Genomic DNA, 20,975 nt, shown 5'->3' with positions numbered 1-20,975 from the left:
GAGAGCAAGGGGGGGGGGAGAGGGCTTTTCGAGTCAGCGCGCCCAGTAGAGGCGGTCGGGGTTGTCCAACGTCACGCGCTTGATCAGGTCCGCGTCGTCGGTCATGGCGCCGAGCAGGTCGACCAGGTCGCCGTCGTTGGGCATGTCGCCGGCGATGTTCGGATGCGGCCAGTCCGTGCCCCAGAGGCAGCGATCGGGTGCCGCGGCCAGCAGCGCCTGGGCGAAGGGCACCGCATCCGTGAAGGGGGCGCCGGCGCTGCTGACGCGTTCGGAGCCGCAGATCTTCACCCAGGCCAGCGGGTTCTTCATGAGGTCGAGCAGCTGGCGGAAGGCCGGCTGATCGACGCCGTCCTTCGCCTTCACCCGACCCATATGGTCGATGATGAAGGGCACGCGGATGGCGGAGATCACCGGCGCCAGCGGCACGATGTCCTGCGCATCCAGATGCAGCACGACATGCCAGCCCAGCGGCTCCACCTGCGCCAGCACGCGCTGGAAGAATGCCATGTCCGGCATGCCGCCGAGGTGCTTCACGAAGTTGAAGCGCACGCCGCGGATGCCGCCGGCATCGAGCCGCGCGAGTTCCGCATCCGTGACGCCGGGATCGACCACCGCGACGCCCTTCATGGCGCCATTCGACCGCGCAATGCCATCCAGCGTCACCGTCATGTCGCTGCCGTGGCAGGAGGCATGGACGATGACGGCGCGGGAGACGCCGAGCTTCCTGTGAAGGGCGACCAGCCCCTCATAGGGCGCATCGGGCGGCGTGTAGGCGCGGTCCGCCGCATAGGGGAAGACGTCGCCGGGGCCGAAGACGTGGCAATGCGCATCGACGGCGCCGGGCGGCAGCACCAGGCGCGGCTTGCGGGTATCGGGATCGGGGCCCTTGCAGGTGGGGATCTGTCTCACTGGCGTTCGATTCCTGCCTTCTCGATCACTTCCGCCCAGCGCGCCGTGTCGGCGGCCAGCAGCTGGCCCATGGCCTGGACCGTGCCGCCGCGGGGCTCCACGCCGACCTGCGTCAGCGCCTGGCGGAGGTCGCCGCTCGCCAACGCCTCGTTCACCGCGGCGTTGATGGCGGCGATGGCCTCGGCCGGCGTGCCGGTGCGGGCGACGATGGCGTTCCAGCTGGCGACGTCATAGTCCGGCACGCCGGCCTCAGTCAGCGTCGGCACATCGGGCAGGGTCGGCGCGCGGGTCGCGGCGGTGGTGGCCAGCACGCGGATGGCGCCGGAGGCGACCTGGCCGGCGATGGGGCCGGTGATCTCGAAGGCCGCATCGACGTCGCCGCGCAGCAGCGCCGTCATCAGCTGGGGCGTGGCGGGGAAGGCGATGGTCTCGAACCGCGTGTTGGTGCGGATCTTGAACAGCTCCGCCGAGAGGTTCTGCGTGCTGCCCGCGCTGATGGTGCCGATGTTGAGCCGGCCGGGATTGGCGCGCAGCCGCGCCAGCAGCGCGGCGATGGTGGCGTCCGGCGAATTCGGCGCGTTCACCACCGCGATGGGGAAGGCGCCCATGGTCACCACCGGCGCGAAGTCCCGCAGCGGGTCGAAGGGCAGCTGGCGGAACAGGGCGCGGCTGATGGCGGTGCCGTTGGAGGCGACGAGCAGCGTGTGGCCATCGGGGGCCGCGCCCATCAGCGCCTGACCCGCGACGATGCCGCCGGCGCCCGGGCGGTTGTCGATGACGACGGGCTGGCCGAGGCGCTCCGCGATGCGGCTCGCCACCGCCCGCGCCGTGAGGTCCGCAACGCCGCCGGCGGCGAAGGGGACGAGCATGCGGATCGGGCGGTCAGGCCGCCAGCCGGCCTGCGCGCGGGCAGAGAGCGCGGGCAGCGCGAGGGCGGCACCCAGCAGGAGGCGACGGCGCATCACGAGGCGCTCCAATCGGCGGGGATGTAGCGGAAGCCGGCACCGTCCTTCGCGATGAAGCCATGCGCGGGGAAGGGGAAATGGTAGCCGGTGACGTGGATGCGGTCCGTCGCAACGCGGTCCAGCATGCGCTTGCGCGTCTCCACCGCCGCGACCGGGTCGAAGTCGAACATCACCTGCAGTTCGGGGCGGCGGGCGAAGAGTTCGGGGCGATGCGTGATGTCGCCGAGCACCATGAGCTGCGCGGGGCCGTCGCTGACATGCCAGCACGTATGGCCCGGCGAATGGCCGAAGGCGGAGACGGCGCGGATGCCGGGCACGGCCTCCTGCCCATCCTGCACCTGGCGGATCCTGCCCTGGTAGGGGCCGAAGCGGCGCGCGGTATTCGCGAAGTTGGGCTTTTGCCGCGCGGGGGCTGGTCCCTCGTTGGAGGCATCGGTCCAGAAGCGCCATTCGGCCGCGGGGACCACGATCTCCGCATTCGGGAAGACCGCCTGGTTCTGCGCGGTGGTGAGGCCCGTGATGTGGTCGCCGTGGAAATGCGTGAACACCACATGGGTGATGCGCGCGGGGTCGAGCCCCGCCGCCGCCATGTTCGCCGCCATGCGCCCGGCCTGGGGGGAGAGCTGGCCGCCGGTGCCGGCATCGAACATCACCACGGCGCGGCCGGTATCGACGACGGTGACGGTGTAGGGCGTCAGGTAGTGGTCGGTCGGCAGGAAGCTTTCCGCCAGCACGGCCTGGACCTCCGGCACCGTGGCGTTGCCGACGAAGCCGTCGAGCGTGAGGCGCGCGGTGCCGTCGAACAGGGTCGTGACGGTGAAGCCGCCGACCTTGAAGCGGTGGAAGCCGGGATTGGCCAGCGGTGCGGGCTGCGCGGCAGCGCCGCGGGGTAGCGCTGACGTGGCGAGGGCGGCGGCGCCGAGCAGCGCGCCGCCCCTTCGGGTGATGAGGGTCATGTGGTCGCTCTCCCTGTGTTTCTTCTTCAGTCCGGCCGCATGTTGGTGGCGCGGATCAGCTCGCCCCAGCGGGCGCGCTCACGGGCGATGAAGTCGCGGTATTCCTCCGGCGTGCCCGGCGCCGCGTCCGCGCCCTCGGCCTCCAGCCGCGGCCGCAGGCGGGGGCCGTTGAGGATGCGGTTATGCGCCTCGTTCAGCCGGTCGATGATCGGGCGCGGCGTGCCGGCCGTGGTGACCAGCCCGTACCATTGCGTGGCATCGAAGCCAGGCACGCCCTGTTCGGCGATGGTCGGGATATCCTGCGCGGAGGAGAGGCGGCGGAGCGAGGAGACGCCGAGCGCCTTCACCAGGCCGCTGCGCGCGGGCGGCAGCGCGGCGGGGCCGCCGGTCAGCGTCAGGTCGATGGTGCCGGCGATGAGGTCGTTCATCATCGGGCCGGTGCCGCGATAGGGGATGTGCTCCATCTCCGTCCCCGTCGCCTGGCAGAAGGCGACCATGGCGGTATGGGCCGCGGAGCCGTTGCCGCCGGAGCCGTAGGTGAGCGAGCCGGGCCGGCGCTTGGCCAGCGCGATCAGTTCCTGCACGTTGTTGGCGGCGACCTTGCGCGGGTTCACCACCAGGATGTTCGGCACGATCGCCATCAGGCCGATGGGGGCGAAGGCCGTGGCGGGATCGAAGCTCAGGTTGCGGTAGAGCGAGGGGTTCACGGCCAGCGTGCCGATATGGCCCATCATCAGCGTGTAGCCGTCCGGCGTGGCGCGGGCGACGACTTCCGATCCGACCGTCCCGCCGGCGCCGCCGCGATTCTCGATCACGAAGGGCTGGTTGAAGGCTTCCTGCAGTTCCGCCGCGATGGCGCGGCCGAGGATGTCCGTGGTGCCGCCGGGGGTGAAGGGGACGATGACGCGCACCGGGCGCTCCGGCCAATTGCCCTGGGCGCGGGCCAGGCGCGGTGCCGCGACCAGCGCGGCGCCGGCGGCAAGCAGTGTGCGGCGGTTCATGGCGTTTCTCCCGGTTGTTTCAGCGCGCCGTGCTGCGCGAGTTCCTTGATCTCGTCAGGCGAGAAGCCCGCGGCCTCCAGGATGGCGGGGCCATCGGCGCCGAGGCGGGGTGCCGCCGGCAAGGGTGGCGCCATGCCGCCGGAGAGCTTGTTGGGGGCGCCGATCGCGAAGGTCGGGCCCTCGGTCGGGTGCTCCTCCTCCCGCACCATCCCCGTCGCGCGCAGATGCGGGTCGGTCAGCAGGCTCTCGATGGTGTTGTAGGGCATGGCGGGGACGTCGTAGCGGGTGAAGAGGTCCAGCCACTCCGATGTCGGCCGGCCCGTCAGCGCGGTGGCGCGCAGCGCGAAATAGTCCTTCGTGTTCGCCGTGCGCGCCGTGACGGTGGCGAAGCGCGGATCGGTCTTCAGCTCCGGCCGCCCGATCGCGTCGAAGAAGCCATGCGCCTGCGCATCCGTGTTGGCGGAGACGCAGATGTAGCCGTCCTGCGTCTTCAGCGGCCGCGCCTCCGGGCTCAGCACGCGGAGGTCGCCGGGCACGCCCAGCGCCGGGCGGAAGGACATGGCGCCCAGGTGTTCCTGCAGCACGAAGCCTGCCATGTTCTCGAACATCGGGATCTCGAGGCTCTCGCCCCTGCCCGTCTTCTCCCGCCGGTAGAGGGCGAAGCCGATCTGCTGCGCGGCGATCAACCCGCAGACATGGTCGGCGATGAGCATGGGGACGTAGCGTGGCTCCCCCGTGCTGGCCTCGAAGCAGCCGGCGACGCCGGAGACGCCCTGGATGACCGTGTCGTAGGCCGGCTTGCCGGCATAGGGGCCATCCGTGCCGAAGCCGACAATGGAGCAATGGATGAGGCGCGGCGCGGCCTCCGCCATCGTCGCCGCATCGACGCCGAGGCGCTTCTGCGCGTCGGGGCGGATGTTGGTGACCAGGATGTCGCAGCGCAGCGCGATGCGGCGCAGCACGTCCTTCGCCTTCGGGTGCTTCAGGTCGAGGCAGATCGATCGCTTGCCGCGGTTGAAGTTCAGGAACTTCCCCGCCATCCCCGGCGTGCGTCCCTTGCCGCCGAGCTTGCGCAGCAGGTCGCCTTCCGGGCTTTCGAGCTTGATGATCTCCGCGCCCTGTTCGGCGAGCACGCCGGTGCAGACCGGGCCGACGACGACGGAGGAGAGGTCGAGGACGCGCAATCCGTCGAGCGGGCCTGGCATCTTACGAAATCCTCGCCTGGATGCGCAGCGCCATGGCGCCGGTCTCGTCCTCGAGCCAGAGGGTGCGGTTGCCCTGCTCGTCGGGCGCGGTGCCGCAGAGTGTCGCGGGGCGGTTGCAGGTGAGCGGCCGCATGGTGCGGACATCGGCGCTGGCGAGCGCGGCACCAGGGGCCTGCTTCATCGCGGCATCCAGCAGCATGGTCGTGCTGAGGCCGCCATTCACGACCAGGCCGGGATAACCCTCCGCCTCCCGCGCATAATCCACGTCGTAGTGGATGCGGTGGCCGTTGTAGCAGAGGGCGGAGTAGCGGAAGAGCAGCACGGGGTCGGGCGTGAAGGGCACGCGCCAGGCGGCATCGGGCTTCGGCGCGGGCGCTTCCGGCTTCGCGGATGCCGCGCCCGTCGAGGCTTCGCGATAGGCGATGTCCTGCTCCTCCGTTGCCACCACGCCATCAGGGCCGGTGACGGTGTGCAGGACGGTGACGAAGCAGAGCTTCCCGCTGCGGCCTTCCTTCGGCGTGATGGCGGTGATCTCCGACTTCCGCGTCAGGGGCTGGCCGATGCGCAGCGGCGCCAGGTAGCGAAGGCGCCGCCCCGCCAGCATGCGGCGCGGCAGCGGCACCGGCGGCAGGAACTCGCCCTTCTCGGGATGGCCATCCGCGCCGAGGCGCGACTGCGGCTGGGCGTCGTCGAAGAGGATGGCGATCCAGAAGGGCGGCACCGCGGCGCCGGGCGAAAGGTCCGGCGCCGCCTGGTCCAGCATCGCGGCCATGCGCCGCGCGGCAGGGGCGGACATCTCGTCCGCCACCTCCCGCGCGCGGCCCACCCAGCCTTGCAGTTCCTCCACGATGATTACGCCAGCTCGTCCAGGATCGACGGGAAGAGGCGCTGATAGGCCTCCCCGTAGGTCATCGCCTTGCCGGAGTTGCGGCCGCCCTGCATGCCGCGGTTCAGCGCCACACGCTCGTAATAGGCCCAGAGATGCTTCTGCGCGGGCAGGCATTCGAAGGCCTTGCGCTTGGTGTCCCAGGCCTCGTCGATGTTGAGGATGACGTTGGGCTGGAAGCCGCATTGCTCGGGCTGGTGCGGCTCGAACAGGAAGACGGGGGGCGCGGCGTAGCTGTAGCCGGGGCCGGGCTTGTGGCCCATCGCCTGCGCCACGATGCGCGCGGCCTGGGCGAAGCGCGTCGCCTCGGGATGGTCCAGGTTGTAGGGATCGTTCAGCGAATGCGTCAGCACCCAGGCCGGGTTCAGTTCGCGGAACAGGTCGATGGCGCGGTCCATCATCGCGGGCGTGGTCACCAGCGGATAGTCGCCGGCATCCATGAACTCGATCTCCGCGCCCAGCACGGCGGCGGCGGCCTCGGCTTCCGCCTTGCGGGCGGCCTTCACGGATTCGACGGTGGCGCTGGGGTCCTTCCAGGCGAACTGGCTCTCGCCGCGCTCCCCGAAGGACAGGCAGAGGATCTTCACGCGCCAGCCGCGCTTCGCATGCAGCGCGATGGCGCCGCCGGCGCGCCAGACGAAATCGCCGGGATGGGCGGTGACGACGAATCCGGTCTTGGGCATGCGTTTCCCCTGGGGTGGCCGATTGCCCGCCCATATGGCGCCGGGGCCGTCATGCGACAAATGGAAAGAACGGTGGGATTATGCGGGGACGTGCATGAGTGGGGAGGCCCTCCCCTCACCCACCATTGGACGCATGCGTCCCACCCCCCCGTCGGGGGGAAAGGGCTTTCGGCTTGAAGCGCTGGCGCAGCAGGGCGAGCAGCGCCTCCGCGGCTGGGGAGAGCGGCACGCCGCGGCGGGAGACGACGCCGAGGCGGCGCACCACCGCCGGGTCCCGCAACGGCACGGCGACGACGCCCGCGGTGCCGGCGGCGTCCACCGCCAGGCGCGGCACCACGGCCAGCGCGATGCCGGCCTCCACCATGCTGATGGCGGTGGCGAGGTGCTGGACCTCGTAGCGCCAGTCCATCGCCTCCCGCTTCGCGCCCAGCGCCTCATCCAGCAGGGCGCGGTTGCCGGTATGGGGGGCGACGCGGACCAGGGCCTGGCCCTCCAGATCCGCCCAGGCCAGATGCGGGCGATGCGCGAAGGGGTGCGCCGCGGGGCAGGCCAGCACGAAGGCCTCCGTCATCAGCGGCACGATGTCGAGGTCCCAGCGATTGGCGGAGACGATGGTGATGCCGAACTCGGCCTCGCCGCGCGCCACGCGCTCCGCGATCTCGCTGGCGGAATTGTCGAAGACCTTGACCGTGACGGCGGGGTGGGCGGCGGAGAAATCGGCCAGCAGGCGGGGCACGTGATGCACCGCGATGGTCGGCAGGCAGCCGATGGTGACGGATTGCTGGGCGCTGCCCGCCCCGGCGCGCAGCTCCGCCACCGCCGTGTTCAGCGCCTCCACCGGCGCGCGCGCCCGCGCCACCAGGTCGAGCCCGGCCGGCGTCAGCGTCACCTGCCGGGTGGTGCGCGCCAGCAGGCGGAGGCCGAGCCCCTCCTCGAACTTGCGGATGCGGTGGGACAGCGCGGTCTGCGAGAGGTTGAGATGCGCCGCCGCCTTGCGGAACGAACCCCGTTCCGCAATCGACAGGAACGCCTCCAGCCCGAGGAAATCGATCGCCATGATCCCTGGCGTGTAGCATGGCCGGGCGGCGGTGGGGGGAGGCGCGGCCGCCGCCCGCGCCCCGCTACAGGAACCCCACCGGGTCCACGTCCACCTGCACGCGCACGCTGCTGGGCAGCCTGACGCGGGCGAGCCAGTCGCGCAGCAGGGGCTGCACGGGCACGTCCTTGCGGGCCTTCAGCAGCAGGCGCCGCCGGTGGCGGCCACGCAGCAGCGCGAGCGGCGCGGGGGCGGGGCCGAGGATCTCGACGCCCTCCGCGCGGGGGGCGGCGAGGCCGAGGTCACGCGCGGCGCGGTCCGCTTCGCGCTCATCCTCCGCGCTGACGATGAGGGCGGCGAGGCGGCCATAGGGCGGCCAGTGGCCGGGGCGGCGGCCGGCGGCTTCCTCCGCCATGAAGGCCTCGAGGTCGCCGGAGACGAGGGCGCGCATCACCGGGTGGTCCGGGTTGAAGGTCTGCAGCAGCACGCGGCCGGGGGATTCGGCGCGGCCGGCGCGGCCGGAAACCTGGTGGAGGAGCTGCAGCGTGCGTTCGGCGGCGCGGAGATCCCCGCCCGCCAGGCCGAGATCCGCATCCACCACGCCGACCAGCGTCAGATGCGGGAAGTGCCAGCCCTTGGCGACGATCTGGGTGCCGATGATGAGGTCCACCTGGCGGGTGGCGATGGCCTCCGCCGCCGCGGTGGCGGCGGCGGGGCCGGGGATGGTGTCGCTGGCCATGACGATGCGGCGGGCATCGGGGAACAGCTCGGTCGCTTCCTCCACCACGCGTTCCACGCCGGGGCCGACGGGGGTCAGCGTGCCCGGCGCGTTGCATTCGGGGCAGGTGGGCGGGATGGGTTCCGCATGGCCGCAATGGTGGCATTGCAGCCGGCGCTGGGCGCGGTGTTCCACCAGCCAGGCGGTGCAGTTCGGGCAGCGCATGCGGTGGCCGCAGGCGCGGCAGAGCGTGAGCGGCGCGTAGCCCCGGCGGTTCAGGAACAGCATGGCCTGTTCGCCGCGGGCCAGCGTGTCCCGGATCGCCTCGATCAGGGGCGGTGCGATGAAGCGGCCGCGTTCGGGGGCATCGCGGCGGAGGTCGATCGCCTCCACCCCCGGCATCCCCGCGGCGCCGTGGCGTTCGGGCAGGTCCACATGGTCGTAGCGCCCGGCCTCGACGTTGTTCAGCGTCTCCAGCGAGGGCGTGGCGGAGACGAGGATGCAGGCCGCCTGGGCCAGCCGGGCGCGGACGACGGCCATGTCGCGGGCGTGATAGACGACCCCGTCCTCCTGCTTGAAGGCGGTCTCGTGCTCCTCATCCACGATGACCAGGCCAAGGTCCGGGAAGGGGAGGAAGAGGGCGGAGCGCGCGCCGACCAGGACCTGCACGCCCCCCTCCGCCACGGCCCGCCAGGTGCGGGCGCGGGTGCGGCTGCCGAGTTCGGAATGCCAGAGCGCGGGGGCCACGCCGAAGCGGGCGCGGAAGCGGTCGAGCCACTGGGCGGAGAGGGCGATCTCCGGCAGCAGCACCAGCGCCTGCCGGCCGGCGCGCAGGCATTCCGCGACGGCATCGAGATAGACTTCCGTCTTGCCGGACCCCGTGACGCCGGTCAGCAGCGTGACGCCGAAGCGCCGTTCCGCCACCTTGCCCCGCAGCCGGGCGGCGGCGGCGGCCTGGTCCGGCAGCAGGGTCGGGCCCGGATGGTCGGGATCGGGCGGCGGGAAGAGATCGTCTTCCGGCAGCAGGGCGGGCACCAGCAGGCCGGCATCGGCCAGGCCCCGCACCACGGCGGGGGAGACGCCGGCGGCCTCCGCCAGCGCGGTGCCGGACAGCACCGCCCCGGGGGGCAGGGCTTCGAGGACGCGGAGCCGCGCGGGCGTCATGCGCGGGTCGGGGGCGTTGCGGCCCTCCGCGGGGGCGCGCTGCCAGCCGGCCTTGGCGGCGGGCGGCGTGAAGGCGCCGGGGCTCGACATCGCCATGCGCAGCACGGCGCCGGGGGGGCTCAGCGTATAGGCGGCCACCCATTCGACGAAGCGGCGCAGCGTCTCCCCCATGGGTGGAACATCCAGCACCGCCATGACATCGCGCAGTCGTGACGGGGAGAGCGCCGGATCGGCTTCGCCGTCCCAAACCACGCCGAGGGTTTCGCGTCCATTCAGGGGCACGACGACGAAGGCGCCGAGGGGGGCTTCGAGGCCGTGGGGAAGGCGATAGTCATAGGCACCGGCGGCCAGCGGCAGGGGCAGCAGGACGCGGACCCGTGGCGCGGAAGCCACGCCGGCAGGTTGGTTCGGGGCCGGAGACTTCCGCCCGGAGGGGCGCATGCTATAAGCTCCGCAGTGAACGAAAGCGAAACGATTTTCGCTTTCCCGCCGGTGCATCCTCAGATGGGGATGCGCCAGCCGATTGGCCAAAGGGACCAAGCCTGATGAAGTTCTTCGTTGATACCGCCGATGTGGCCGATATCCGCAGCCTGGCGGAAGCCGGCCTGGTCGATGGCGTGACCACCAACCCGAGCCTGATCGCCAAGTCCGGGCGGAAGATGGCGGAGGTGATCGCCGAGATCTGCGCCATCACCACCGGGCCGGTCAGCGCGGAGGTCACGGCGACGGACTTCCCGGGCATGCTGGCGGAAGGGCGGTTCCTGCGGGGCATCGCGCCGAATGTCTGCGTGAAGGTGCCGCTGACGGAAGCGGGGCTGCGCACCTGCCGGGCTTTGTCGCAGGAAGGCACGCCGGTCAATGTCACGCTCTGCTTCTCCGCCGCCCAGGCGCTGCTGGCGGCGAAGGCGGGGGCCACCTTCATCTCGCCCTTCGTCGGCCGGCTGGACGACATCTCCACCGACGGCATGTCGCTGATCGCGGACATCGTCCAGATCTACCGCAACTATCCCGGGCTGAAGACGGAAGTGCTGGTCGCTTCCATCCGCCACCCGATCCACCTGGTGCAGTCGGCCAAGCTGGGCGCCCATGTGGCGACCCTGCCGCCGGCCGTGATCCGCCAGCTCCTCAAGCATCCGCTGACCGAGGCCGGGCTTGCCGCCTTCCTGGCCGACTGGGCGAAGACCGGGCAGAGCATCCTGTGACATCGAACGCCGCGACCTCCCTCGACCCCGCGGCCCCGGCCGCGGGTGGCCTCTCGACCGCGGCGCAGGCCGCGGCTGGCCCCGCACCGACGGCTGAGGAGGTCGCGGCGTATCTGCGCGACCATCCGGACTTCCTGGTCCGGCACCCGGATCTCTACCGCGCCCTGGTGCCGCCGCGCCGGCTGCATGGGGAGAACCTGGCCGATCACATGGCGGCGATGGTCGCCGCGGAACGCGCCCGGACCCGGCAGCTGGAGGCCGAGGTCCAGGCCGCGATCGATGATGGCCGGGCCGGCGCCGCGCTGGTGCTGCGCGTCCGGCTGGCGGTGCTGGCGCTGATGCGGTCCCGCGACATCCCGGAGACGGTGAGCCAGGAATTGCCGGCCCTGCTGCGGGTGGAGAGCTGCGCCCTCTTCGCCGAGCCCGCCGGCGCGCCTTCCTTCCTGCCGGGCCGCCGGGCGCCGGCGGAGACCTCCCTGCCCCGCCATGGCGTGCGCCTGCTGCCGCCGGGTTCCGTCACCCGGCTGGTCGGGCGCGGGCGGGATGCGCGGGTGCGCACCGAGATCACGGAGGCGGAGCTGCTGCATGCGGAGGCCGCGCCCCTGGTGACGCGGGACGCGGTGGCGCGGGTGCCGCTGTGGTGCGGCACGCCCTGCCTGCTGGCGCTCGGCGCGCGGGATGCCGCGGCGCTGCCGGCGCGGCAGGCGGTGACGACCATCGCCTTCCTGGGGCGCGCGGTGGCGGCCGCCCTCTCCCGCTGATGGAGGCGCCGGAGGCCGTCGCCGCCTGGCTGCGGATGCTGGCGCAGGAACGCCGCGCCAGCGCGCATACGGTGGAGGCCTATGGCGCTGACCTGGCGCTGTTCGTCGATTTCCTGACCCGGCACCTGGGCGAGGTGCCGGACACGACCGCGCTCGCCACGCTGCGGCCCGCCGATATCCGGGGCTTCCTGGCGGCGCGGGCGCGGGAGGGGGATTCGAATGCCACCCGCGCGCGACGGCTGGCGGCGATCCGCGGCTTCCTGCGCGACCTGGCGCGGCGGCAGGGGCATACGGTCGCGGCGCTGGCCGGCATGCGCGGGCCGCGCGCGGGCGCGCCGGTGCCGCGGGCGCTCTCCGCCGCCGATGCCCGCGACATCGCGGCGAATATCGGGGGCGTGCATGACCCCGACCGGTCGGAACAGCCGCGGATGCAGGCGGCGCGGGACGTGGCGCTGTTCACCCTGCTCTATGGCTGCGGGCTGCGCATCGCGGAGGCGCTGGCCCTGGATGTGCGGGACGCGCCGCGGGCGGGGTCGGAGGCCGCGCTGCTGGTGACGGGCAAGGGCAACAAGCAGCGCCTGGTGCCGGTGCTGCCCGCCGTGCGCCAGGCGATGGAGGCCTGGCTGCGGGAACACCCCGACCGGCATCCGGACAGCCCGCTCTTCATCGGCGCGCGGGGCGCGCGGCTGGACCCCGCCGTGGCGCAGCGGTCCTTGCGGCACTGGCGGCGGCTGGCGGGGCTGCCGGAGCACGCGACGCCGCATGCGCTGCGCCATTCCTTCGCGACGCATCTGCTGGGCGGCGGCGCGGACCTCCGCGCCATCCAGGAACTGCTGGGCCATGCCAGCCTGTCCACCACGCAGCGCTACACGCGGGTGGATGCCGCGGCGCTGCTGGAGACGTGGCAGAAGGCGCATCCGCGCGCGGATTGAGGGGCGCCGGGGGAGGCCAGCGCCTTCCCCCTGACCGCGAAGCGATGGCAGGCTTGCCCGGACACCCAGGGGAGAGAACCGCCATGAACGACACCGCCCGCGCCGCCCATGCGCGGCAATTCGACCTGACGGGGCGCGTCGCGCTCATCACCGGGGCGTCGCGGGGGCTGGGTGCCGCCATGGCGCGCGGCCTGGCGCAGGCGGGGGCGGAGGTGATCCTGAACGGGCGGGATGCCGCGGCGCTGGAGGCGCAGGCGGCGGCGTTGCGCGCCGATGGGCTCGCGGCGCGCATCAGCGCCTTCGATGTCCGCGACGGTGCCGCGATGGAGGCGGCGGTGAAGGCGCTCGGCCCGATCGACATCCTGGTCCACAACGCCGGCAACCAGCATCGCGCGCCCGTCGAGGAGACGACGGAGGAGGGCTGGTACAGCGTGCTGGACACGCACCTGACCGCGCTGTGGCGCCTGTCGCGCTTGGTGGTGCCGGGGATGAAGGAGCGGCGGCGGGGCAAGGTGATCGCGACGGGGTCGCTGGCCTCCGACCTCGGCCGGGCCACCATCACGCCCTATGCCTCCGCCAAGGGGGGCCTCAAGATGTTCATCCGGGCGCTGGCGGTGGAACTCGGCCCCTACAACATCCAGGCCAATGCGATCGGGCCGGGCTGGTTCGACACGGAGCTGAACAAGCCGCTGCTGACCAACCCGGAATGGCTGGCGATGGTCACGCGCCGCTGCCCGGCGGGGCGCTATGCGCAGGCGGAGGAGATCGCGGGCACGGCGGTGTTCCTCGCCTCCCCGGCCAGCGACTTCGTGTCGGGGCAGCTGATCTTCGTCGATGGCGGCGTGACGGCGAGCATGACCTGACTCAGGAATCCCCGCCGCGCAGCCTCGTCCTGGCCTTGCGGTAGGAACGCTGCTGCTTCGCGGCGCGGATGCGGTCCGCTTCCTGCGCCGCGCGGTCCTTCAGCGCGGCGGCGGCGGCGAGTTCGTCGCAGAGCTTGCGGAAGGCGGCCCAGCGATCGGGGTCGAGCGCGCCCGATTCCAGCGCCCCGCGCACCGCGCAGCCGGGTTCGTTGGTGTGGCCGCAATCGCTGAAGCGGCAGGCCTCGGCCAGGGCCTCGACATCCTCGAACACCGTGACGACGCCTTCCTCGGCATCGACCAGCCCGACCTCCCGGATGCCGGGCGTGTCGAGGATCATGCCCCCGCCAGGCAGCAGGACGATCTGGCGGTGGCTGGTGGTGTGGCGGCCCTTGGCGTCATCCGCCCGGATATCCTGGGTGGCCATCCGCTCCTCCCCCAGCAGGGTGTTCACCAGGGTGGATTTGCCGACGCCGGAGGAGCCGATCAGCACGCAGGTCTCCCCCGGGGCGACATGGGCCAGCAGCGCCGCCAGGCCCTGGCCGCTGCGGGCGGAGACGATGACGACGGGGCAGCCCGCGGCCAGCGCCGCGATCTCCGCCGCGCGGGCCTCGGGCTGCTCGGCCAGGTCGGCCTTGGTCAGCACCACCACGGGCCGCGCGCCGCTCTGCCAGGCGGCGGCGAGGAAGCGTTCCAGCCGGCGCGGGTTCAGGTCGGCGTTGAGGGAGGTGACGACGAAGACGACGTCGATATTGGCGGCGATGACCTGCAGCGTGCGCACGCTGTCCGCCGCGCGGCGGATGAAGGCGGTGCGGCGGGGCAGGACGGCGTGGATGGTGGCCGTGCCCTCCGCCGGCTTGGCGGCCAGCGCCACCCAATCCCCGGCGGCGGGGTGGCCGCCCTCCCGCGCCTCATGCCGCAGGCGGCCGGAGAGGCGGGCGTTGAGCACGCCGGCCTCGGTGATGACCAGGTTGTATTCGCGCTGCTGGACGATGATGCGGCCGGGGATGTGGCCCGCGCGGGCATGCGGCGCGAAGGCATCCCGCCAGGCATCGGACCAGCCATGTTCGTCGATCGACAGCGCCATTCTCCCCCCGACGGGGGGAGTGTAGCAGCTTTCCGCCGCCTGCCTCTCATGCCGGGCGCGTGTCGTCCAGCAGGATCAGGCGGTGCAGGCGGCGCTTGTGGCGGCCCTCATCCCATTCGGTGGCGCGGTGCAGGCTGCAGCGATTGTCGCTCATCAGCACGTCGCCGGGCTGCCAATGGTGCTCATGCACGAAATCGGGCTTCGTCATATGGGCCAGGAGTTCGGCGAAGAGGTCCCTGGCCTCGTCCTCCGGCAGCCCCTCGATGATCGAGCCCCATTCGCCGCCGAGATAGAGGCCGCGGCGGCCGGATTCCGGGTGGGTGCGGACGAGCGGATGGGAGACGTCGGGGAAGCGCGCGGCCTCGGCCTCGGCCTGTTCCTCCGTCGCGTCGGGGAAGAGGTCCCGGTAGAGGCGCGCGCGGCTGTGCAGGACGCGAAGGCCGGCGATGCGGGCGCGCATCGCCTCGGGCAGCGCCTCCCACGCCGCGATGCCGTTGGCGTAGCGGGTCTCGCCGGCCTCGGGCGGAACCTCGATGGCATGGAGGAAGGTGAAGAGGGCGGGATGGGCCAGGTGGTAATGGTCCGTGTGCCAGTTGAGCCCGACCTTGGCGGCGCCGGCGGCGCGGCCATTCTCCACCACATTGCCGACGACGAAGATCTCGTGGTGGTCGCGGTGGCAGAGGTCGCGGCGGCTGTGCAGGTCCAGCTCATCCCCGAAGCGGCGGGCGAAGCCGACATAGCCCGCGGGCGTCAGCGCCTGCTGGTTGCGCAGCAGCAGCAGCGTGCGCTCCACGCAGGCGCCGCGGAGGATGGCGGTGATCTCCGGGTCTTCGGGCTGCGTGAGATCGACGCCGGTGATCTCGACCCCGATGGCGGGGCCGAGGTCGCGGATGCCGAGGCCGCGGCGGGCGGCGGCGGCACGCCAGGCGGCGAGGGTGGAGGCCATGGCGTCAGGCCCCCGCCGTGTCCATCACCAGGCGGAGCCGGCGCTTGTCGGCCTCGCTGGTGAGGAAGCGGTCATAGAGGGGGCGGGCCGCGGCGACGAAGGGCGCGCGGTCGGGCTGGGTGATGGTGACGCCGTGGCCGACCACCTGCTGATGCAGCGCGGCCTCGCCCTCCACGACCAGGTTGCGTTCCCAGACGGCGGAGTCCTCCGCGGCCTGCTGGATCGCCGCCTTGATGTCGGCGGGCAGCGTCGCGAATTTCCGCTCGCTCATGATGACGGGCGCGGTCAGCGCCAGCCATCCGATCGGCGCCCAGTTCTTCGCGACCTCGTAGAATTTCTGGCCGACATAGTTGGTGTAGGCCGCTTCCGCGCCATCGACGACGCCGACCTGCAGCGCGCCGTAGAGCTCGCCATAGGCCAGCGGCGTGGCATTGGCGCCGAAGGCCTGCCAGGCGGCGACATGGGCGGGGTTCTGCTGCACGCGCACCTTGCGGCCGCGCAGCGCCTCGAATGTCGGGACGGGATCGCGCGTCATCAGGTGGCGGATGCCGGAAGAGTAGAGGCCGAGCAGGCGGAAGTTGCGGCGTGCCGAGGCCTCCGCCAGTTCGGGCATGACGGGGCCGGTCGCGACGCGGGCGAGATGCGCGTAGTCCTACACGAGGAAGGGCATGTCGAAGAGCTGGAATTCCCGCACGAAATTCGCCAGCGCGGCGTGGGAGGGGACGGCGAGGTCGATGGTGCCGAGCGCCACGCCCTCGATCATCGGCAATTCGTTGCCGAGCTGGCCATTGGCGAAGATCTGCAGCCCGGCGCGGCCGCCGGTGATCTCCCGCAGCCGGCGGTCCATCACCTTCAGTCCCTCATCCTGCACCTCGCCCACCGCATTGGTGTGGGCGGCGCGGAGGATGAGGGGCGCCTGGCCGAGCGGGCTGCGCGGGAGCGCGGGCAGTGCGAGGGCCGCGAGCGGCAGCAGCGCGCGGCGGCGGAGCGTGAAGGCCATGGGCTTCGATTCCTTCTCGACTACAGCAGGGTTCGGGGCAGCCACAGCACCACGGCGGGGACGTAGGTGCTGAGCAGCAGCATGAGGATGAGCGGGATCAGCGGGATCCAGATGACGCGGGAGATCTGCATCACCGACCGCTTGGCGACGGTGGAGGCGACGAAGAGGCAGATGCCGTAGGGCGGCGTGATCAGGCCGATGGAGAGGTTGATCGCCACCACCACGCCGAAATGCAGCGGATCGATCCCCATCGCGATGGCGACGGGCATCAGCACCGGCATCAGGATCAGAAGGGCGGAGATGCTTTCCATGAACATGCCGACGATCAGCAGCAGCACGTTGACCGCCAGCAGGAAGGTCCAGGCGGAGCCGATATGCGCCTCGAACCACAGGCTGATCAGGCGCGGCACGTCCTGCACGGCGACGAGCCAGGAGAAGATGGAGGCGGTGCCGATGATGATCATGACGGCGGAGGAGATGCCGGCCGCGCGCAGCATCATGGCGGGAAGCTGCGAGAGCTTCAGTTCCTTGTAGGCGAAGAGGCCGACGAGGATGCCGACCGCCACGGCCAGCACCGCCGCTTCCGTCGGCGTGACGATGCCGAGGATGATGCCGCCCGCGACGATGATCGGCATGGAAAGCGCGGGCAGCGCGGCGACGAAGGCGGTCCAGAGCCGCGGCGCGCTGAAGGGCTCGGCATCCGCGTAGCGTTCGGGTTCGCGGCGGGCGTAGAGCCAGTGGCCCACCATCATCCCCGCCGCGCCGATCAGCCCGGGGATGATGCCGCCGAGGAACATGGCGCCGACCGAGAGATCGCTGATCATCGCCAGCACCACCATGATGATGGAAGGCGGGATGATGGGGCCGAGCGAGCCCGCGGAGGCGACGACCGCCGCGGCGTAGTCGATGTCGTAGCCGCGCTTGCGCATCTCCGGCAGCAGGATGGAGGAGATGGCGGCAGTGTCCGCGCTGCCGGAGCCGGAGATGGCGGAGAGCCCCGTGGCGGTGACGGTCGCGACCATGAAGAGGCTGCCGCGCACCCAGCCCACCAGCGCGGTGGCGAGCCCCACCATGGCGCGGGCGATGCCGCCCTGTTCCATGATCAGGCCGGCCAGCACGAAGAAGGGGATGGCCAGCAGGGGGAAGCTGTCGAGCCCGTTGTAGAGGCGCTGCGCCACGACGACGAGCGGCGTCTGCCCCGTGATGGCGAGCGTCAGCGCGCCCGCCACGCCGAGCACGAAGACCATCGGCGCGCCGGCGGCGAGGAGGGCGAGGAAGGAGCCGAAGGTGAGGATCATCTCAATCCACCCGCACGCCGCCGCCGGTGGTGATGGGCTTCAGCCCCAGCAGGATGCCGCCGAAGGCCAGCGCCGCTTCCAGCGCCAGGTAGGCGGCGCTGACGGGCAGCGCGACATAGGGGATCTCCATGCTGATCTGCAGGGCGGCGCTGGTCTGGATGGCGCCGATTTCCAGCAGCTGCAGCCCGCCATCGAAGACGACCCAGAGGAACCAGAGGCAGAGCGCCGCGACCGGCAGCATGAGGAGGCGCGCGAGGAGGGGCGGCAGCATCTCCACCAGCGTCTCGATCGAGACATGCAGGCGTTCGCGCATGGCGTAGCCGGCGCCGAGCAGCACCATCCAGATCTGCGCGAAGGTGGCGAGTTCCGTCGCCTCCCCGATCGAGAAGTTGAAGACGTAGCGGCCGGCGACCTGGGCCAGCACGGCCAGGATCATGATGCCGAGCAGCAGGATCAGCGTGAGGTCCACCAGGCGGCGCAGCAGCCGGAGCGCACCCTGCGCGATGCGTAGCGGCCAGGCTGCTTGCGCAGCCCCTGCCATGGTCGCGCCCAAGCCATCCATCCCGTGCTCCCCACGACGCGGCATGGGGTGGAAGGAGCAAAGGTGAAGCCAGTGCAATGATGCCGCAAACCGGGGCCGGCATGGTGCCCGCGGTTTCGCATACGCCCCCTGGCGACGCAGTTCCGGCCGCCGCTGCGCAGCGCTTGGGCATGGCGCCGGATGCGGCGCGGGCGTAGCGTTCCGCCATCGAATGAACCGCCGGATGGCGGCAGGGAGGGGAAGCGCCATGGCCCAGGACATCGCCGCCGCCAAGCCGGATGAGCGGTACAAGGAGACGGTCGGCTACAAGCGCAACAACCCCGGCAACCTGATGGTCCAGGGCATCGCCTATTCCGGGAAGGCCAATATCCAGCAGCCGACCGGGCCGGTGACCTTCATCACCATGGCCAAGGGGCTGCGGGCGCTGGCGATGGATGTGAAGATGAAGGGCAAGCGCTTCACCACCATCACGCAGATCCTGACGGAATACGCGCCCTCCTCCGAGAACGACACCAAGGGCTACATCGCCTATGTCGGCAAGAAGATCGGCAAGGGCGCGACGGACAAGCTGACCTTCGACGACAAGACCAGCATCGCGCTGATGCAGGCGATCATCGCCATGGAGATCGGCTACGGCACCTGCCCCTTCACGGAGGCGGAGTTGCAGACGGCGGTGACGGCGGCGAAGACCAGCGAATAGCCGTCAGGATGAAGGGCGCGGCACCACCAGCATCAGGCATCCCAGCGCCACCACCGCCATGGCCCCCGCCATGGCGAAGACGGCCATGGCGGGCAGGCCTTCCACCAGCGGCGTCGCGAGCGTGGGCGCCAGCGCCTGCGCCACCAGCACGGGCATGGCCATGCGGCCCATCAGCACCGCGTAGCCCTCTGCCCCGAACAGCGCGAGGGGCACGGTGCCGCGGCTGATGGTGAGGATGCCGTTGGAGACGCCATAGGCCAGCGCGAAGGGCAGCGCCGCGACGGGGCCCGCCAGCAGCAGCGCGAAGACGCCGGCCGGCAGCAGCGTGGCGCCGAGCTTCGCGACCTTCAGCGGATGGGTGCCGGCGCCGAGCGTGAATTCCATCAGCCGCCCGCCCACCTGCGCCGCGCCGACGGCCGCGGCGATGCCGACGGCGGCCGCGACGCCGAGGCCCAGCGCCTCCAGCAGCGCGATCAAATGCACGCCGAAGACGGCGGAGATGGTGGAGCGCAGGATGAAGAAGGCGGCCAGCAGCAGGAAGGCGCGCCGGGCCCAGGCGAGCGCCGCCGCATCGGGCCGCGGCTTGGCGGTGGCGGTGGCGGTGGGCACGCCGGGCGGCACGGTGAACCAGTAGATCGGCAGCACCACCAGCACATGCACCGCGGCGTAGAGCAGGCAGAGCCCGCGCCAGCCCAGCATCGGCATCAGCGCGGCGCCGATGGGAAAGCCCACGGTGCTGGCGAAGCCGGCGAAGAGGGTGATGGTGGTGATGCCGCGCCTGGCCTGCTGGCCGAACAGCCTTCCCATCGTCGCGAAGGCGGCCTCGTAGAGTCCCATCGCCATGCCGAAGCCGAGCACCAACCAGCCGACCGTCCAGCCCCAGAGGCCCGGCAGCAGCCCCAGCAGCGCGAGGCCGAGCGCGATGACGAGGGCGGAGACGGCGAGGATGCTGCGCCCTCCCCCGGCCTCGATCGCGCGGCCGACGCGGGGGGAGCAGAGCCCGGCCACGAGCAGCGCGGCGGAGAAGGCGCCGACGACGAGGGTGCGGGAGACGCCATGCGCCTCCGCCGCCGCCACCGCGATGACGGCGGGCAGGTAGTAGGTGCAGGCCCAGGCGATGGTCTGGGCGATACCGAGGCCGATGGCGACGCGCAGCATCCGCGAAGGGTGCTACGCGCCGCCGCCCCGGCCAAGCCGGTGGGGACGGATTATTGCGGCGGGCGCGGGGCCTGCAGCGCCTCGGCCGCCGCGAGATGCGCGCGCATGGAGGGCAGGTGGCGCTGCGCGAATTCCTTCAGGCGCGGCACGTCGCCATTCGCGGCATAGGCCTCGAAGATCTCGACCGTCTCCTTGTGGCCGTCCACCTGCATCTGGACGTACCAGCGGTTCAGCTCATCGCCCTCGAAGCTCCGCAGGCGGATCAGCTTCTCCTGCGCCCGTTCGTCGAGGCCGGCGGGCAGCCGCGTGGCGGCGTCCGGCAGGGCGCGGAGTTCGGCGAGGATCGCGGTGTGGTCGGCGATCATGCGGTTGGCGTAGTCGCGGATCTGCGGATGGGTGCTCTTTTCCAGCAGGGTCTTGCTGGAATCGATCTCGAAGTTGCTGGCGATGGTCACGCGTTCCACGAAGGCGTTGGCGCCGGCGCCGGTGCCCGCGAAGAGGTTGAGCAGGCCCGAGGAGGATTGCGCGAAGGCGGGCATGGCGGGCAGCGCGAGGGCGCTGGCGAGGATGAGGCGGCGACGGTTCATGGCGTTGTCTCCGGTTCGGTGGCGTCGTGCCCTAGGAACGAGAGAAGGCGCCGCGGGTTTCGCGGGGGAGGTTCAGCCGCGGCGAAGCAGGCGCCTCAGGCCCTCGCGCTTGCGGCCGCCCCAGGCGATGAGGCGGGCTTCCATCTCCTCCACCTTCGCGACCGCGTTCGGCCAGCGTTCGCCGGCCCAGCCGAGGCCGCGATGCGCCCAGAGATACTGGTGCCGCAGCACGAACAGCCCGAGCGCGGTGAAGAGCGCCCCTTGCAGCACCGGCAGCACGAAGCCGATGGCGCCGAGGAACAGCAGGGACCAGCCCGCGATCTTGCGGGAGAGGGAAGGCCGGAACTCCATCATGGCAGGGTAGATGGGGGCCCGGGGCC

General features: G+C 71.8%; 21 protein-coding genes and 1 pseudogene. 5 read left to right on the top strand and 17 right to left on the bottom strand.

Annotation, left to right across the window (positions count from 1 at the left end):
* Positions 1 to 33 precede the first annotated feature (33 nt).
* From JJI54_RS11330 to JJI54_RS11290, 9 genes are all read right to left on the bottom strand, one after another.
* Complete coding sequence (locus JJI54_RS11330) at positions 34 to 909, bottom strand: amidohydrolase family protein (protein WP_318987487.1); 876 nt, start codon at positions 907 to 909, stop codon at positions 34 to 36.
* Positions 906 to 1,871 (bottom strand): Bug family tripartite tricarboxylate transporter substrate binding protein, encoded by a 966-nt coding sequence (locus tag JJI54_RS11325; protein WP_203073097.1) that lies wholly within the window; start codon positions 1,869 to 1,871, stop codon positions 906 to 908. The genes JJI54_RS11330 and JJI54_RS11325 overlap by 4 nt, the downstream gene beginning before the upstream one ends.
* Complete coding sequence (locus JJI54_RS11320; RefSeq protein WP_203073096.1) at positions 1,871 to 2,830, bottom strand: MBL fold metallo-hydrolase; 960 nt, start codon at positions 2,828 to 2,830, stop codon at positions 1,871 to 1,873. The genes JJI54_RS11325 and JJI54_RS11320 overlap by 1 nt, the downstream gene beginning before the upstream one ends.
* 26 nt (positions 2,831 to 2,856) lie before the next feature.
* The gene (locus JJI54_RS11315; RefSeq protein WP_203073095.1) at positions 2,857 to 3,831 is read right to left on the bottom strand and encodes a Bug family tripartite tricarboxylate transporter substrate binding protein; all 975 of its coding nucleotides are present in this window, start codon (positions 3,829 to 3,831) and stop codon (positions 2,857 to 2,859) included.
* Positions 3,828 to 5,036 (bottom strand): CaiB/BaiF CoA transferase family protein, encoded by a 1,209-nt coding sequence (locus tag JJI54_RS11310; protein ID WP_203073094.1) that lies wholly within the window; start codon positions 5,034 to 5,036, stop codon positions 3,828 to 3,830. Before JJI54_RS11310 ends, JJI54_RS11315 begins: the two co-directional genes overlap by 4 nt.
* A 1-nt stretch (position 5,037) precedes the next feature.
* Positions 5,038 to 5,883 carry an FAS1-like dehydratase domain-containing protein gene (locus JJI54_RS11305; protein WP_203073093.1) on the bottom strand — a complete coding sequence of 282 codons (846 nt, stop codon included), beginning with the start codon at positions 5,881 to 5,883 and terminating at the stop codon, positions 5,038 to 5,040.
* A 5-nt stretch (positions 5,884 to 5,888) separates the two neighbouring features.
* Entirely contained in the window at positions 5,889 to 6,605 is a 717-nt protein-coding gene (locus tag JJI54_RS11300; RefSeq protein WP_203073092.1) for a PIG-L deacetylase family protein, read from the bottom strand.
* A 115-nt stretch (positions 6,606 to 6,720) separates the two neighbouring features.
* Positions 6,721 to 7,662 (bottom strand): LysR family transcriptional regulator, encoded by a 942-nt coding sequence (locus JJI54_RS11295; RefSeq protein ID WP_203073091.1) that lies wholly within the window; start codon positions 7,660 to 7,662, stop codon positions 6,721 to 6,723.
* A gap of 64 nt (positions 7,663 to 7,726) precedes the next feature.
* The gene (locus JJI54_RS11290; protein ID WP_203073090.1) at positions 7,727 to 9,964 is read right to left on the bottom strand and encodes a primosomal protein N'; all 2,238 of its coding nucleotides are present in this window, start codon (positions 9,962 to 9,964) and stop codon (positions 7,727 to 7,729) included.
* Positions 9,965 to 10,068: 104 nt separating this feature from the next.
* Between JJI54_RS11290 and fsa the strand changes: the two genes are divergently transcribed.
* The 4 genes from fsa (at position 10,069) to JJI54_RS11270 (ending at position 13,281) form a co-directional block, all read left to right on the top strand.
* Complete coding sequence (gene fsa / locus JJI54_RS11285) at positions 10,069 to 10,725, top strand: fructose-6-phosphate aldolase (protein WP_203073089.1); 657 nt, start codon at positions 10,069 to 10,071, stop codon at positions 10,723 to 10,725.
* Positions 10,722 to 11,486, top strand: a complete 765-nt coding sequence (locus JJI54_RS11280; RefSeq protein ID WP_203073088.1) for a DUF484 family protein — start codon at positions 10,722 to 10,724, stop codon at positions 11,484 to 11,486. Before fsa ends, JJI54_RS11280 begins: the two co-directional genes overlap by 4 nt.
* On the top strand, positions 11,486 to 12,418 hold the full coding sequence (locus JJI54_RS11275; RefSeq protein WP_203073087.1) for a tyrosine recombinase XerC: 933 nt from the start codon (positions 11,486 to 11,488) through the stop codon (positions 12,416 to 12,418). The genes JJI54_RS11280 and JJI54_RS11275 overlap by 1 nt, the downstream gene beginning before the upstream one ends.
* A gap of 83 nt (positions 12,419 to 12,501) precedes the next feature.
* Positions 12,502 to 13,281 (top strand): SDR family oxidoreductase, encoded by a 780-nt coding sequence (locus JJI54_RS11270; RefSeq protein WP_203073086.1) that lies wholly within the window; start codon positions 12,502 to 12,504, stop codon positions 13,279 to 13,281.
* A 1-nt stretch (position 13,282) separates the two neighbouring features.
* On the opposite strand, the gene rsgA is transcribed toward JJI54_RS11270, so the two are convergent.
* From rsgA to JJI54_RS11240, 5 genes and pseudogenes are all read right to left on the bottom strand, one after another.
* Entirely contained in the window at positions 13,283 to 14,365 is a 1,083-nt protein-coding gene (gene rsgA / locus JJI54_RS11265) for a ribosome small subunit-dependent GTPase A (protein ID WP_203073085.1), read from the bottom strand.
* A 46-nt stretch (positions 14,366 to 14,411) separates the two neighbouring features.
* Positions 14,412 to 15,311 (bottom strand): TauD/TfdA dioxygenase family protein, encoded by a 900-nt coding sequence (locus tag JJI54_RS11260; RefSeq protein ID WP_203073084.1) that lies wholly within the window; start codon positions 15,309 to 15,311, stop codon positions 14,412 to 14,414.
* 4 nt (positions 15,312 to 15,315) lie between these two features.
* Positions 15,316 to 16,311 (bottom strand): annotated as a pseudogene (locus JJI54_RS32060) (TRAP transporter substrate-binding protein).
* A 20-nt stretch (positions 16,312 to 16,331) separates the two neighbouring features.
* Complete coding sequence (locus JJI54_RS11245; protein ID WP_203073081.1) at positions 16,332 to 17,609, bottom strand: TRAP transporter large permease; 1,278 nt, start codon at positions 17,607 to 17,609, stop codon at positions 16,332 to 16,334.
* 1 nt (position 17,610) lies between these two features.
* The gene (locus JJI54_RS11240) at positions 17,611 to 18,171 is read right to left on the bottom strand and encodes a TRAP transporter small permease (RefSeq protein WP_203073080.1); all 561 of its coding nucleotides are present in this window, start codon (positions 18,169 to 18,171) and stop codon (positions 17,611 to 17,613) included.
* A 226-nt stretch (positions 18,172 to 18,397) separates the two neighbouring features.
* Here JJI54_RS11240 and JJI54_RS11235 point away from each other — a divergent pair, with 226 nt between their 5' ends.
* The gene (locus JJI54_RS11235) at positions 18,398 to 18,850 is read left to right on the top strand and encodes a hypothetical protein (RefSeq protein WP_203073079.1); all 453 of its coding nucleotides are present in this window, start codon (positions 18,398 to 18,400) and stop codon (positions 18,848 to 18,850) included.
* 3 nt (positions 18,851 to 18,853) lie between these two features.
* Here the strand turns inward: JJI54_RS11235 and JJI54_RS11230 are convergent, their stop codons facing one another.
* The 3 genes from JJI54_RS11230 to JJI54_RS11220 form a co-directional block, all read right to left on the bottom strand.
* The gene (locus JJI54_RS11230) at positions 18,854 to 20,008 is read right to left on the bottom strand and encodes an MFS transporter (protein WP_203073078.1); all 1,155 of its coding nucleotides are present in this window, start codon (positions 20,006 to 20,008) and stop codon (positions 18,854 to 18,856) included.
* A 50-nt stretch (positions 20,009 to 20,058) separates the two neighbouring features.
* On the bottom strand, positions 20,059 to 20,595 hold the full coding sequence (locus JJI54_RS11225; RefSeq protein ID WP_203073077.1) for a DUF4142 domain-containing protein: 537 nt from the start codon (positions 20,593 to 20,595) through the stop codon (positions 20,059 to 20,061).
* 72 nt (positions 20,596 to 20,667) lie between these two features.
* On the bottom strand, positions 20,668 to 20,949 hold the full coding sequence (locus JJI54_RS11220; RefSeq protein WP_203073076.1) for a PGPGW domain-containing protein: 282 nt from the start codon (positions 20,947 to 20,949) through the stop codon (positions 20,668 to 20,670).
* Positions 20,950 to 20,975 lie beyond the last annotated feature (26 nt).

The organism is Falsiroseomonas ponticola, assembly GCF_016805305.1.
GTDB lineage: Bacteria > Pseudomonadota > Alphaproteobacteria > Acetobacterales > Acetobacteraceae > Falsiroseomonas > Falsiroseomonas ponticola.
The sequence above is the reverse complement of the archived record's forward strand: the minus strand, read 5'-3'. Positions and strand labels throughout refer to the sequence as shown.